We start from the raw sequence: 13,603 nt of genomic DNA on the forward strand, positions 1-13,603 counted from the left end.
GTCTTGTTGGTGGATGACGATCGTTCGCAATTGGTAATTGAGCTCGCAAAGACATTTATTGAGCTTGCGATGGAGGTGGATTCGTCGTGGACAAAGGCATATTTTCGTTTTTCCCATGAGGGAAACAGGCTTGGGTCTAATGCGTCTTGCGTGTCGAACGGGGTGGTCAATTTAGTTAGTCCATTTCAGCATGACTCGGCATGGGATAGGCTGAATGAAATAAGCGAAAATCTGTTTCAGGAAATAGGTAAGCCTAAAGCCGTCATTTTGCTTATCGTAGACAACGAGTTTAATTTTGATGTCAAATTTGAATACGACGATATGAGGAAGTGGACTATCACCAAGATTGATGGGGCCACGGGAGTTCCGGAAGGATTTTGAGGAAGGCACCAGTTCCGCAGCTTCCGGGCGATCGCCGGCGATCCGCTGGAGTGGGGGACCTTGTATATCGCGCCGCATGGCCGGGGATTGCTGGTGGGGAAACCGGGGTAGAGGCTAACCGATGACGTGCCTGGCTCTTGATTGCCGAAGTCACAGACTTGTTTACGGACGTGTGTCTCATGAAAACTTGCTGCGCAGGAAACGACTTCAGCCGGCGCGCCCTGCTCAAGGCCACCCTCGCGGGGCTGCCCGCGTATCTTGCCGCTCCGGCGCTTGGCGAATATGTGTCGGCCGCGCCACCTCCCGCAGGTGCGTCTCCATTCGATGCGGCGCATGCCTTCCTGGCAAGTCAGGTACGCCTGCTGCCGGGCCGCCTTTTCCACCGGCGCCCTTGACCAGCTCGAAGGCAAGCCCGGGGCCAATGCCGACAGCGAAATGGTGTCAGAGTCATTATCGACACGACCATCTTTGAATTGAGTGAGGGCCACGAAATTTGGTCGTGTTGGCGCTGTCCATCTGGCTTATCTGGCTTATCTGTGGACAACACTTTGCCGAGTTTCCGCCGCGACGATGGCCGAGACTATCGCCCGGCAACCAAGCCGCTGAAGTGTCGTTTTTTTAGTCCACAGATAAGCCAGATAAGCCAGATGGACTGCGTAAACGCTTGAATCGTCGGGGAATCGTCGGAAATGGGAAGGCGCTTCGCGCGGGATGCTGATGGCTTGGGAGGTTGACCGGAAAGAGGACCCCTCCGTCTCGACTCGCTTCGCCTAAGAAGGCGCGCTTGCTCGCCACCTCCCCATTGAAGAAATGGGGAGGAGAAGGAAGAAGGACGTCCTTTGCTATGGCTTTGGCGTTTCCGGAAGAAAATCGCCCCACCACCATTTCGCTCCGCTTCGCTGCGTTACGCTGCAGGTGATCTTTACGCTTGCCGGGATATATCTCGGCTGCGCTCACCCCACGCAAGAGGCGCGGGGAGGTATCTGTGATTGGTGATGCGAGGGAGCGGGAAAAGGCGTCAGGGCCATTATGGCAGGCGACTTGCCCGGATGACGCGGCTGACGAAACCCTCCGGATTCCAGGCGCCATCGAACCGGGTGTCGGGATCGTTGGAGACCATGGCCAGCACAAGGTCTTCGTCGGGCACGCTGATCACCATCAGCCTTATGCCGCCGACCCAGCCCTGGCGTTCGACGAAGCGGATATCCTGGCCATCGAAGGGGAGGGTGTAGCTCCATGAGCCCATGGCGTGGGACTGGAATTCAGGGCGGCCTTCCAGCATCTGCGCGGTCCATTTGGGATCCAGACGTTCGCTGTGAACAAGCGCGCGTTCAAAACGGGCGACATCCTTCAGCGTGCCCGTCATGCCGGCTGCGGTGGAATAGGCCCAAAGCCCCGGCGCCGGCTCAAGCTTATCGCCGACAACATAGCCGCGGGCCGTTGTGTCGCGGCCAGGTTTGGCGGCCACCCACGACTTAAGACCCAGGGGGCGGGCGACCCTGTCCTGGGCCAACTGGTCCCAGGATTGGCCGGTCAGCTGTTCAAGGACGGCGCCCAGCCAGAAATACTCGCAATCTCCGTATTGAAATTGCGTGCCGGGGGCTGCGACCGGTGCGTCATGGCATATCCGTGTCGCCTGGTTGCGGGGACGGGCGAGTTCTGCTGCGCTGGAAGCCGGGTGGAAGGGGAAATCATAGGATTCGCCGGTGTCGGCCTCGCGCAGGCCCGATGTGTGGCGCAGGAGATGCTCGATCGTGACTGTGCTGGCCCAGGCCGGTGCATCCTTGATATACCGCGACAGGGGGGCGTTCAGGTCGATCCGTCCGGCCTGGACTTCCTGAAACACCAGAAGGGCGGTGATTTGCTTGGTCAAGGAGGCATATCGGGTGGGGGTGCTGGTCTTCTAGCGTTTACCCGTGGCCCGGTCGGCCAGGCCCCAGCCATGATCCACGATCGGCTTGCCGTTTTTCAGGATGATGACGGCGCCGGAAAAGCGACCCGCCTTGGCTTCAACGTTTATCACGCTGCGCGCTGCACGACCTTCGGCCAGGGCAGGGTTTGAAAGACCGGTCATAGCGGCTGCGAGGCTTATGGCCATGGCCAAAAGGGTCGATCGGATCTTTTGCGTGGTCATGGGCTGGCCCCTTGCTGGTGTTGTTACGTTTACGCTGTCCTTACGGGGTTAGACTTGAAACCTGATGACTTTCATTGCCTGATCCAAGTCGCAGGAACAGGTGTCAGAGTTGACATTGACAGGTCGATCTCAAAGTCGCGTGGGTGCCGCGAAGTTTGATCGCCTGGCGCTGTCCATCTGGCTTGGCTTGAAAAACCATATGGAAGGCGTCTAGGCGCTTGATCTGGCCGCATTTCCTTCGCGCCATCGCGTCTTCGCGTGAGACCTCTTGAAGGTCTTTGTCCGCCGCCACATGCTGTCTGAACGGTCGCAATATTTCACGCGAAGGCGCGAAGACGCGAAGAAGAAAAGGAAAACCGTTGTTTTGATACCGACTCTTAATCGTGGACGTGTAGGCTTTGCTTGTCCGTAAAGAAGAAAAGGTGTCAGAGGCATTATCGACATCAATTCGGGTATTCCCTCGCGATTGCCGGCGATCCGCTGGAATGGGGACGCTCTTCATTGCGCCGCATGAGCGGTGGGCTGCTGGCGGGGAGGCCGAGGTTAGGAGCAGTCTTGTCTCCCAACCCTTTCTCAGGTCTGGTTGTTCTTTATGAATCAATGGGATGTGAGCATGCCGTGGTATCGCCAGACGCAGAAACCGGCCACCTTTGTCTCCAGCCTACAGGCAGAGTCGCTTGTTGACATTGTTGTTGCGTTGCGTCAAAAAAATCTTTTTGGAGGCCTTTTATGCCGCGCGCACCGCGTTTGCCCCGTGCAGGATCTGGTATGGTAAGCGGTTCAGGGAGGGGCAGGGCGAGGAGGTCATAAGCGTCTGGTGATGGGCGCAGCTTGGTTGGAGCCGCCAGCAGTGCTCGCTCTCGCATCAGGTGCAACACGCGTTGATTCGATGGGTTGAGCGACCCGGCAAAGGGCGCCCGCGAAAGGTCCGGGACGATGTCGTCTCGACGGATACTCAACTTTCACAGATGCTTTAGATTAAATACCTCGCCCCCGGTAATCTCCGCGCGAACGACGATTAAGGTCCTCAAGGAGTCATAATGACCAAAACCGCATTGATAACGGGCGTCACCGGGCAAGATGGTGCCTATCTGGCCGAACTTCTGCTTGAGAAAGGCTACATCGTGCACGGTATTAAGCGTCGGTCATCGTCGTTTAATACGGGGCGCATCGAGAATATTTATCAGGATCCGCACGAAACCAACGCGCGTTTTTTCCTCCATTATGGCGACATGATGGATTCCACCAATTTGATCCGCATCGTGCAGGAAACGCAACCGGACGAGATTTACAATCTCGCCGCGCAAAGTCATGTTCAGGTTAGCTTTGAAACACCGGAATATACGGCTAATGCCGACGGGATCGGGACACTCAGGCTTTTGGAAGCCATTCGAATCCTGGGTTTAGAGAGCAAATCCCGCTTTTATCAGGCATCGACCTCAGAACTTTACGGTCTGGTACAACAGGTACCGCAAAGCGAAACAACGCCGTTTTACCCCCGCTCACCTTATGCCGTGGCGAAGCTTTACGCCTACTGGATCGTTGTTAATTACCGCGAAGCCTACAAAATGCACGCGTCCAACGGCATATTGTTCAATCACGAAAGCCCTCTGCGGGGCGAGACCTTCGTAACCCGCAAGATCACGCGTGCCGTCGCCGCAATCAAGCTCGGGCGTCAGGAAAAACTATATCTGGGAAATCTGGATGCGCAACGCGATTGGGGACATGCCCGCGAATATGTTCGTGGCATGTGGCTGATGTTGCAGCAGGATGTGCCGGACGACTATGTCCTTGCCACAGGGATAACCACCCCCGTCAGGACCTTCGTTGAGTGGGCCTTCCAGGAAGTCGGTGTGACGATACAATGGAGCGGCACGGGCGTCGACGAGAAAGGCCATTGCGCCGAAACGGGAAAGTGTCTGGTGGAGGTGGATCCCCGTTATTTCCGTCCGACAGAGGTGGAGTTGCTTCTTGGCAATCCGGCAAAAGCCCGGGAGAAGCTTGGCTGGGAGCATAAAACCACACCCCGAGAGCTCGCGTCTGAGATGGTGCGCGAGGATCTGAAAGTGATGCGGACGTCAACTGTTATGAAGGAGGCTTGAGTGCCCGATGCTGCTGTCTTCGACTTGCAGGGCAAGCGAGTGTTTGTCGCCGGGCACCGGGGCATGGTCGGCAGCGCCGTCGTACGCCGTCTCCAACAGGAAGGATGTGAGATACTCACAGCTGACCGTCAGACTGTGGACCTGAAGCGGCAGGATGCCGTAGAGGCGTTTCTTGGTAAAAGCCGGCCGGATGCCGTGGTTATGGCGGCCGCCAAGGTTGGCGGCATTCTCGCCAATGACAGCTTTCCGGCAGACTTTCTATATGACAACCTCATCATCGAGGCCAATGTTTTTCAGGCTGCGCACGAGGCCGGCGTAGGCCGTTTCCTTTTTCTCGGCTCGTCCTGTATCTATCCGAAATATGCCGAACAGCCCATTTCCGAATCCGCGCTTCTGACGGGGGCACTGGAGCCAACCAATGAATGGTACGCCATTGCGAAAATTGCCGGTATAAAACTGGCACAGGCCTACCGGCGGCAGCATGGACGGGATTATATCTCGGCCATGCCGAGCAATCTCTACGGTCCGGGCGATAATTTCGATTTGAATTCGAGCCATGTGCTGCCGGCCATTATGCGCAAGGTTCATGCCGCCAAGGTGAGCCAGGCTGGTGAAGTCGTGGTTTGGGGAACAGGCACACCGCTGCGCGAGTTCCTGTTTTGCGAGGACTGCGCAGATGCCCTGGTTTTCCTGCTGAAACATTACTCAGGGGATGAACATGTCAATGTCGGCTCCGGCACGGACATCTCCATCCTGGACCTCACGAAGCTGGTTTGCGAAGTTATCGGTTATGAAGGCCGGATCGTCCATGATCTGTCCAAACCCGATGGTACGCCGCGCAAACTCATGAGCGGCGATAAGTTGCGAAACCTTGGCTGGGCACAGCAAACGAGCTTGAAGGATGGGATTTCGCAAACCTATAACTGGTTCCTTAACAATATCGTCGCGTCCGCCGCGTAACCCTTGCAAATCAAGATCTGAAATGACCTCTCCCTCTTCCTCGTCTGCGCAATCACTTGTCAATCTGGCGCCTGGCAAGACGGCGTCGCAGAGTTCGCTGTCCCATTGGTCCGGCAGTCTTGGTGCGGCAGGAGCTCTGGTTAAGGATGACGAGCGGACATTCGGTTTTCATACCTCCGAAGAGGACTCGCCCTGGTGGCAGGTCGATTTGCACGCGGTTTATCCGATCGATACCATCAATCTGTACAATCGACGCGATATTCTGTTTGAGCGTGCGCGCACAGTGTCTGTAGCGGTTTCTCTAGACGGCAACGATTGGCAAGCCGTTCATGCGGGCATGGTCTATTTCGGTTATGGACCTGATAAATCTCCGCTCTCGTTGCCGCTCGGCGGACAAGTGAAAGCGCGCTACATCCGCTTGCAACTGCATGAGCGAGTTCCGTTCCATCTATGGTACGTCGAGGTGCTCATTCAGAACTCCGTTGAACGCATAGTCAAGATTCGCGGCGACCTGGGATTTGGTTTTCCCGTCAAGGATATTGACCCCGACAGCGGCGGAAGCGCCGGATACGAACTCGTTGCCGCGACGCCGGAAGACTTGGATGGGACGCTGATTGGTCTTGACATCAACAATAGCGGGGCCTTCGGAAATAGCGTTATCCAATATGCAACGGCGATCGAAGTCGCCCATCATCTTGGTTTGAAATATGTCCGTGCGTCGCCGGGAAAGTTAATTCGTCTATCGGCACCCATCAGAGTCGGGCAAGTCGACGTATTGCCGAGTGATACTTCTCTTCCCGGAGGCGGCGCGTTTCTTAGAGGGAACTTCTTTTTCCGCAATCATTTTAAAACCGCACTCACGAAAAGCACATCGCAGAGCTATTACGAGTTGGTCCGCAATCATGTCAGCAAGCTTTATACGGGCATTGATATCACCCAGATTCCAAGCCGGCCGAAGGATGAGCTGGCCATACATATCCGTTCTGGCGACATCTTCTCGACATGGATTCACGCCGGTTACATCCAGCCCCCCCTTGCATTCTACGAACTGGTCATTGATCGATTGGTCAGGGAGAAGGGGATTAAGCGCATCCGCCTCGTTTATGAAGATAAGGGAAACCCCGTCATCGACGTGCTTGAGGCGCGCCTGAAGGCAGCCGCGATTCCGTTTTCGAGCCAAAGCAGTACGGTCGAGGACGACATCATGGCGCTCATCGACTCGCAACATCTGGCCTTCGGTATTGGCACTTTTGGAACCGGAGTTTGCCATTTCTCGCGACAGATCGAAACGGTTTATTACTTCTCGCCCACGGGCGGCTGTCCCTTTGCCGGTATTCCAAACGTCCGGCACGTCGTGCATATCACTGACAAAGCCGGCGCGTACATAAAGGAAGGGCAATGGGCGAACTCGCCCGAACAGCGTCAAATGATGATTGATTATCCCATCGAGAACCTTGCGGTCAGCGGCGAGTGGACGCATCCTGTGGTAAGCGATCTGGGCTCCTGAGTTCCAGGCGGTAATGAATACGGGGGCGGGAGCCATATTCCCCAACCGGCTTTAATGCGGGATTGCAGGACCATGGGCTGACCCAGGCTTGCATCTCACAGCTGTCGTCTTGCCGCACGACGAGCCCTGGCCTCGAGCACGCGTTCCTGACATGTTGGCAATAGTGCGCCTGTTACCGTATGCCCAACTCGCCGGCGATCACCCGATTGACCGCCCCGATGACGAGATCGGGGCGCTGGTTTTGGATAAAGTGGCCGGTCGGGGCATCGACGATCTCACCGTGATCGCGGCGCGCCACCTCCGCCATCAGGTCGCGCCGTGCGGACGCATAGGCGCTGCTGGTTGGACCTTCGAGGTTGAGCGCACGCAGGATGATGGTTGGGCCGCGATAGGGTGGGCACGCCGCCACGACTTGCTCGGCACGTTCGCTGCCATCAAATTCGGCGCGCGCGCCCGGCGCCATGGACTATGGCCATAGCCCGGGCGGTTGTAGCCCATGGCCCGTGCCGTCGATCCGATCGGCCCGATCACGTTAGACCAGGTCTCAAGATCGCTGCCGAGCCAATGCAACATCACGACGGATGGCCCTGTCTCGCCCCGCACCGTAAATTGCAGGTTGTGGTCTTGCGACAGGCTACCAGCCCCATCCACGGTGGCGCATCCGGAAAGCCACAGCCCAGCGGTGCCGGCCAGGACATTTCGGCGTGATATGGCGGTCATGTTCGGTCTTTCAATTGCGACAAGGATGACGCGTTTTTGGCGCGTAAACTTGCCGGCGTCGTCCCGTCCCATGGGCCCGGACGAGCTTTCGCGTCTTGACCTGACCGGAATGTTCACGGCGGTCTGCGTTCGCGTTGCGGCTCTGTCCCTCGCATGCTTTGTCGCACAGACTTGCCGGGTCTTCGCGGCGCCGGTAGGTTATCAATGGCTGCGACCGGGGAGATTCGCTGTGCAATTCGGGCTATGGGAAGCCTTATCGGGCGCGGCGGGAATGGGCATCAGCCTCAGTGGCCTGGCCTGTCTGGTCGCTGCCACTTCGATCCCCCACGAGAACAACGCGCTGATCGCTTCCCGTCGCTGGTTGATCCTGCTCATCCTGCTCCTCGGTTTCCATCTGTTATGTGCGACCCTGGACGCCCTGGGTGTTTTTGAACGCCATCCCGTCCTCGTGGGCCTGGAAAGTGTGCACTGGCCCTTCCTGCCCATAGCGCTTCAGGGCTATGTTCAGGCACTGACGCGCGCGTCGCTCGCCGAACCGCCTGGACGCCCGCTTTGGCGCCGATTCTGGCTCGCAGGGCTGGCCGTTGTCTGTCTCATTCCCTTGCTAACGCTCAGTCCAAACCTGCGACACGACCTGGGTGCGGACAATTCCGCCGCTATGAACCCGTCGCTACACCTGATGCTCGCAATAATCGGGATTCTCGTGTTCTGGATGATCTGGATGGGGCTGCTGGCCGCCGCCGGCTGGAGGATGTGGTGCGACCTGCGTCGACACGATCGTTGGCTGCGGTCAGAATACTCCAACATCGAAGGGCTGGACCTAAGCTGGACGCGCTGGCTTCTGGCCGTTGGCCTCGTACCCGTCGCCGTCACCCTGATCGATCAGTGCCTGACGGTAGCCGACCTGCCGAGCCTGCCCGACGCGGTCTTCTCCATGCTGGCTGGTTTTTTGTCCCTGGCGTTCTGCGCGTTGCATGTGCGTCACGACCGGTGGGCTCAGAGCAGGGCGATTTACCACGCCAAGACTGGCCCCGACGCCGCGCTCGCAGACGCGCCTAACGCGGAACCAGACACTGGGCCAGACACTGGGTTAGACACTGTGTCAGACGCCGGAACCGCACGCTATGCCCGCTCAGCCATGACCGAGGCCGATTGCGAGCGCGTCCTGGCCAAGCTCGACGCCGCGATGCGTTCGAATGCGCTCTGGCGCAATCCTTTTCTTAGCCTGGCCGATCTGGCGGCCGCCTCCGCTACGCGGCATCATCAGATCAGCCAGGCCTTGAATACACGGCGCGGCACCAATTTTTACGATTACGTCAATGCCCTCCGTATCGAAGAGGCCTGTCTTCACCTGCGCTCGGGCACCGCGACGGTTCTTGAAATCAGCGAAACGGTCGGCTTCAATGCCAAGTCGACCTTTAACGAAGCCTTCCGCCGCCACACGGGCCAAACGCCGACAAAGTATCGCGCGGCTGCGGCAAGCCATGCCGCAACGGACGAGGTCGCTACCGACACGTCCGTTGCGACCGGCAAAGATGTCGCCTTAGCGCCATCCGACAAGGTGTGAAGCACCTTTCGGACAAATTGCGCGACAAAACAAAAGCTTAGAGCGAAATGGCGATTCTACCTAAAGCCATCCCGCTCTAAAACCTCATAGCCACGCGTAGAGAAGCTGAAGACGTGCCGTTGTTGTCGCCAGACAGGGCGTGCTCGTATCGTAAGCCGAGGGCGACGCGTTGTCCAAGGTGCAGGTCGGCACCGCCGCCAAGGGTCAAGCCCGTGTTGGCGATGTTTCGCACGGTAACGGTCGCCGGATCAGCCAGATCGCCAAGCAACGTCGATTCGATCTTGCGCGATTTCCCTGTCAGTAAGACGCGGTCGCGCACCACAATGAACGGCGCCGCCGTCACCCAGCCCCAGCGCGTTGGATCTAGTCCGAACTTCGCTTCGCTGTCCAGCATGAGGCGGTCCGACGATTGACGGGCATAGGCCAGGTTCAATCCCTCCGCCCCGTCTTCCTCAAACCCATCAATCCTGACATGACGGTAACTGAGCCGGGTCAGAAATGTCGCATAGCGCCCTTTGTCCGCCGACGTTGTTTTTAACTGCGCCGACAACCCGTAGCGTTCACCCCAGGTGTTACCTGCCGTCACGAGGCCAAGCGCACCGACATCGCGCCGAAAAGCCGGCACAGTGTCCCTGCCGTAGCTGGCAACCGCACTCAACTGTGCCGGCCCCAGATTCGTCCTGACCGAACCCGACACTGACCATTCCCGGGTGGCAAAGGTGTTGCTGGCACTGTGGCTGGCGTCCTGTTCCAGATAGGCTGCCGAAGCGGCGACCACGACCCGGTCACTGACCGGCACCTGTAGCCCGACCAGCAGGCCGTTCTGGGTCACCGCCGCCTTGTTCAGACGCGCCGTTCCGCTGATCGCTGCGCCATAGCTGAAGACTCGGGAGTCGTCGCTTTCCAACGCGTCGCGCGCCGCCATGTCCTCCGCTTCGATCCGGTCGGCGCCCAGGTCGACGGCGTCCACCAGGCGGCCGCTGCCCAAGGCGGCATCACCTGAAGCAGCGCTCAGCGTCGCCCTGTACCAGTCCGCCAACAGGGCATGTCCCGCAGTTGTAAAGTGATTGCTGTCAAAAAAGACATAGCGATTCTGCGCCTGCAGATCGCTTGAACAGAGGTTACCCGTGGCGACATCGGCGCAGGCATCCTCGAAGTTCGAGAAGCCTAACCGAAGGTGATCCCGGCGCAGAAGGTCGAGAAACGCAGATTGATCGACAATAATCAATTGCGTTCCGGTGGGCAGTGTGGATCGCACACCGACGAGGGCGGCGATCAGATCCGTATTGGTCTGCGTGACAAACTCGCTGGCCAACTGCCGTAGGGGGGCATAACTGTCGCCGGCGAGGAAGGGCAGGTACTGAACCGGCTGGACCTTGGCGACGACAATGGTGCGGGCACCAGCTTGGGACAAGACCCTGACATGGTCGGTCGTTGCAGCGACGATATCGGCCCGAACGACATCGGCCGGTTCGCCGTCGAAGAGACGCAGCATGTCGTTTGTCCCGGCGTGTACAAAGAAGCGGTCACCGCCGCCAACCTTGATCGTGCCGTTCGCTTGCAGCGCCGAGAACCAGGAAATCTGCTGGCCGACGCCGGTGGGTTCCGGCAAAGTCGGATCGCCGCGATCGGTCATATGAGCGCCCGACACGGCGAAGTTCAGCGAAGTCCCGGGTGCCGCGGCCGCAAGAGCCGGCAGAACACCGGGTGACAGATATTCAGCCCAGTTCGGTCCATTCGAATCGCGGCACAGTACCGTACCGCAGCTATAGAGTGGATGGCCTGCGCCGACGGTCTGCGCCAGAACCTGGAAATTTCCCTGCTCCAGATCAGAATCTCCGAAGAAGTAGTCCTGGGCGGATTCTCCGGCGAGAGCAGACGATCCAGCCAGAATGGCCGTGGTGACACTGCAGTTGATGATAAGTCGATGAAGTTTCATGTGATTTAGAGCTCCCAAAAATGGACCTCCAGCCTATCGGGGCTATCTCGACGCGTCGTCCGGACCGGTTAGTCCGAACGATTTATGATGGCCGAGTGACCCATCCGGATCGTGTCCCAGGGCGTGGTTTAGCCCGGTTGGTCGCGGGCGATCGTCGGCGGCCAGCATGGGTGCGGGCCGCTCCACGTAGCACTGGAAGGTGGTGCTGGGTCGGTAATCCCGGCTAAGCCGTGGTTCGACGGCCGTTATCCTGGCCGAGGAAAAGTGCCACCGGCCAGGTGACCTGAAACCGGGTGCCGGCGGGCAGGTTGTCGTCGATCGTCAGCACACCGCCGGTCTGCTGACAGATGTCACTGACAATGGCCAGACCCAGTCCGCTCCCAGGGGCCCGGGTATTGAGGCGGGCGAAGCGGCTGGTGATGAAATCGCGTTTGTCAGCCGGAATGCCGGGCCCCTGATCGGCAACGCTCAGGGTCACATGGCTTGAGGTCTGAGCCAGGGATATGTGCACCTGCGTGGCTTCAGGCGTGTGCAGGACCGCGTTTTCCACCAGATTGCGGACAATGGCGGTGATGGCGGCGCCATCGACCGGCAGACGCACGCCCGGTGTAATCGCCACGGACAAGGCGTGGTCGCGCGCCGCCGCGCTGTGGCGTACGGCGTCAACGGCTGCGGCCACGGTGCCGGAGACATCGCACAGGCCGACGGCGTGCTGCGTCTTTTGCCGTGCCAGGCTCAGCATCTGGTCGACCACCGCGGCCGTGCGATCCACGATCTGGAGCAGTTCGTCCATCGAGGCGCGCGCCCGGTCGTCGGGTTCGATCAGCTTCGATGTCACTTGGGCCCGGGTCTTGAGTGCGGCCAGCGGCGTGCGAAGTTCGTGGGCGGCATTGTCGGTAAAGTCGCGTTCGCGCTGCAGGCTTTGGGATAGCCGTCCGAGCAGGCTGTTGAGCGAGGTCACCAGCGGCGATATCTCACGCGGCAGCACCGCCGGAACCAGCGGGTCGAGCCGCGCCGCATCACGGGCGGCTATGTCCTCGGACAGGGCGCGAAACGGGACCAGGACGCGACCCAGCCCCAGGAACAGGGCGACCAGAACCAGGGGCAGCATGACCAGCAAGGGCAGGGCCACGCTGGCGCCGACCTCGAAAACGGCCTCACGCCGCGCCGTCATGTCCTGGGCCACTTCGACGATAACATTGTCGGCCTTGTCGACCAGGGTCAGCATGCGCCATTTTCCGTTGGCGCCGTTGACGGTGCGAAAGCCTTCGCCGGCCGGTGCCGGGTCGAAGACCGAGTCCGGTGTATTGGCGGAGGTCGCAACCAGCGTTCCGCTGCCCCAGATGCGAAAGGCGATGCGTTCCTCGGCCAGGGTCTGGACCTGCTCGACGCGGCTGCCCAGAGTGGCTGCGATGTCTTCGCCTTCCAGAGCCTCATGCCGGGTCAGCAGGTTCAAGGTGCCCGCCAGATGCGACATTTCAGCGTCCGCGGCGCGGTTGACCTCACGCGAGGCCGAGACAAAAGCTGCGCCCAGGCTGACGGCGACGATCAGCAGCAGGGCCGGCAGGAAGCTGAGCAGGGCGGCGCGGTGCAGGGAATAGGTCTTCATGTTTGGGTCGCCAAGCGATAGCCCATGCCGCGCACCGTCTGAATAACGTCGCGCGACATCTTGTGGCGGATTGACGAGATGTGGACCTCGACCGTGTTGCTGTCGATGTCGCGTGACCAGTCATACAGTGACTCTTCGATCTGGCCCTTGCTGACAATGCCGCCGCGTGCCGCCACCAGGCGCTCGAACACCGCCATTTCCCGCGCCGACAGGTACACGGCCTGATGATGATACAGGATGCGCCGGGCCTGCGGGTCGTAATCAACGCCCGGCGCCACTTCACGCAGGGCGACATGTTCCGAGGCGCGCCGCAGCAGGGCGCGGCACCGGGCGATCAGTTCGTCCAGGTCGAAGGGTTTCACGAGGTAGTCGTCGGCGCCGCTGTCGAGGCCTTCGATGCGATGGCCGACGGCGTCGCGTGCGGTCAGGATAAGCACGGGCGTGCTGTCGCCGGAACGCCGTAACTGGGTCAGCCAGGCCAGACCGGAACCGTCGGGCAGGCCCAGGTCCAGGAGGACCAGGTCATAGGTCGTGGTGCTGCGCGCCAGGGCGGCATCGGCCAGCGTCCTGACCCAGTCGACAGCATGGTGCGGCGTCAGCCCGTCGCGGACCGCGCTGCCCAGCATGGCGTCATCCTCAATCAGCAACAGGCGCATGGCGATCTCTCCATCGAGTCCGGACGTT

At 59.6% G+C, this 13,603-nt stretch carries 10 protein-coding genes and 1 pseudogene; 5 read left to right on the forward strand and 6 right to left on the reverse strand.

Annotation, left to right across the window (positions count from 1 at the left end):
- Nucleotides 1–6 precede the first annotated feature (6 nt).
- A complete protein-coding gene (locus ABAC402_RS24120; protein WP_155847301.1) occupies nt 7–381 on the forward strand; it encodes a hypothetical protein in 375 nt (124 codons plus the stop codon).
- Nucleotides 382–1,408: 1,027 nt separating this feature from the next.
- On the opposite strand, the pseudogene ABAC402_RS24125 reads toward ABAC402_RS24120, so the two are convergent.
- Nucleotides 1,409–2,266, reverse strand: a pseudogene (locus ABAC402_RS24125) (serine hydrolase domain-containing protein); the annotation flags it as partial.
- An 18-nt stretch (nt 2,267–2,284) separates the two neighbouring features.
- Nucleotides 2,285–2,515, reverse strand: coding sequence for a hypothetical protein (locus ABAC402_RS24130; RefSeq protein WP_023448229.1), 231 nt, complete (start codon nt 2,513–2,515; stop codon nt 2,285–2,287).
- Nucleotides 2,516–3,555: 1,040 nt separating this feature from the next.
- Here ABAC402_RS24130 and gmd point away from each other — a divergent pair.
- From gmd to ABAC402_RS39100, 3 genes are read left to right on the forward strand one after another with little or no spacing between them, the layout of a single operon-like run.
- The gene (gene gmd / locus ABAC402_RS24140; protein WP_023448232.1) at nt 3,556–4,617 is read left to right on the forward strand and encodes a GDP-mannose 4,6-dehydratase; all 1,062 of its coding nucleotides are present in this window, start codon (nt 3,556–3,558) and stop codon (nt 4,615–4,617) included.
- Complete coding sequence (locus ABAC402_RS24145; RefSeq protein ID WP_023448233.1) at nt 4,618–5,577, forward strand: GDP-L-fucose synthase; 960 nt, start codon at nt 4,618–4,620, stop codon at nt 5,575–5,577.
- A gap of 22 nt (nt 5,578–5,599) precedes the next feature.
- Nucleotides 5,600–7,084, forward strand: a complete 1,485-nt coding sequence (locus ABAC402_RS39100) for a discoidin domain-containing protein (RefSeq protein ID WP_023448234.1) — start codon at nt 5,600–5,602, stop codon at nt 7,082–7,084.
- A 172-nt stretch (nt 7,085–7,256) separates the two neighbouring features.
- Here the strand turns inward: ABAC402_RS39100 and ABAC402_RS24150 are convergent, their stop codons facing one another.
- Nucleotides 7,257–7,547, reverse strand: coding sequence for a hypothetical protein (locus ABAC402_RS24150; RefSeq protein WP_023448235.1), 291 nt, complete (start codon nt 7,545–7,547; stop codon nt 7,257–7,259).
- Between the two features lie 486 nt (nt 7,548–8,033).
- Between ABAC402_RS24150 and ABAC402_RS39105 the strand changes: the two genes are divergently transcribed.
- Entirely contained in the window at nt 8,034–9,371 is a 1,338-nt protein-coding gene (locus tag ABAC402_RS39105; protein WP_162148499.1) for a helix-turn-helix domain-containing protein, read from the forward strand.
- A 76-nt stretch (nt 9,372–9,447) separates the two neighbouring features.
- On the opposite strand, the gene ABAC402_RS24160 is transcribed toward ABAC402_RS39105, so the two are convergent.
- From ABAC402_RS24160 to ABAC402_RS24170, 3 genes are all read right to left on the reverse strand, one after another.
- Nucleotides 9,448–11,310 carry an autotransporter domain-containing protein gene (locus tag ABAC402_RS24160; RefSeq protein WP_023448237.1) on the reverse strand — a complete coding sequence of 621 codons (1,863 nt, stop codon included), beginning with the start codon at nt 11,308–11,310 and terminating at the stop codon, nt 9,448–9,450.
- A 223-nt stretch (nt 11,311–11,533) separates the two neighbouring features.
- Nucleotides 11,534–12,919, reverse strand: coding sequence for a HAMP domain-containing sensor histidine kinase (locus tag ABAC402_RS24165; protein ID WP_023448238.1), 1,386 nt, complete (start codon nt 12,917–12,919; stop codon nt 11,534–11,536).
- Entirely contained in the window at nt 12,916–13,575 is a 660-nt protein-coding gene (locus tag ABAC402_RS24170; RefSeq protein ID WP_023448239.1) for a response regulator transcription factor, read from the reverse strand. Before ABAC402_RS24170 ends, ABAC402_RS24165 begins: the two co-directional genes overlap by 4 nt.
- Between the last annotated feature and the right edge of the window lie 28 nt (nt 13,576–13,603).

This window comes from Asticcacaulis sp. AC402 (assembly GCF_000495835.1).
Lineage (GTDB): Bacteria > Pseudomonadota > Alphaproteobacteria > Caulobacterales > Caulobacteraceae > Asticcacaulis.

Bases quoted from the DNA above. Each gene is read 5' to 3' on its own strand.
- ABAC402_RS24130 (WP_023448229.1), bottom strand. From the start codon at position 2,515: ATGACCACGCAAAAGATCCGATCGACCCTTTTGGCCATGGCCATAAGC.
- gmd (WP_023448232.1), top strand. From the start codon at position 3,556: ATGACCAAAACCGCATTGATAACGGGCGTCACCGGGCAAGATGGTGCC.
- ABAC402_RS39100 (WP_023448234.1), top strand. From the start codon at position 5,600: ATGACCTCTCCCTCTTCCTCGTCTGCGCAATCACTTGTCAATCTGGCG.
- ABAC402_RS24150 (WP_023448235.1), bottom strand. From the start codon at position 7,547: ATGGCGCCGGGCGCGCGCGCCGAATTTGATGGCAGCGAACGTGCCGAG.
- ABAC402_RS24160 (WP_023448237.1), bottom strand. From the start codon at position 11,310: ATGAAACTTCATCGACTTATCATCAACTGCAGTGTCACCACGGCCATT.
- ABAC402_RS24165 (WP_023448238.1), bottom strand. From the start codon at position 12,919: ATGAAGACCTATTCCCTGCACCGCGCCGCCCTGCTCAGCTTCCTGCCG.
- ABAC402_RS24170 (WP_023448239.1), bottom strand. From the start codon at position 13,575: ATGCGCCTGTTGCTGATTGAGGATGACGCCATGCTGGGCAGCGCGGTC.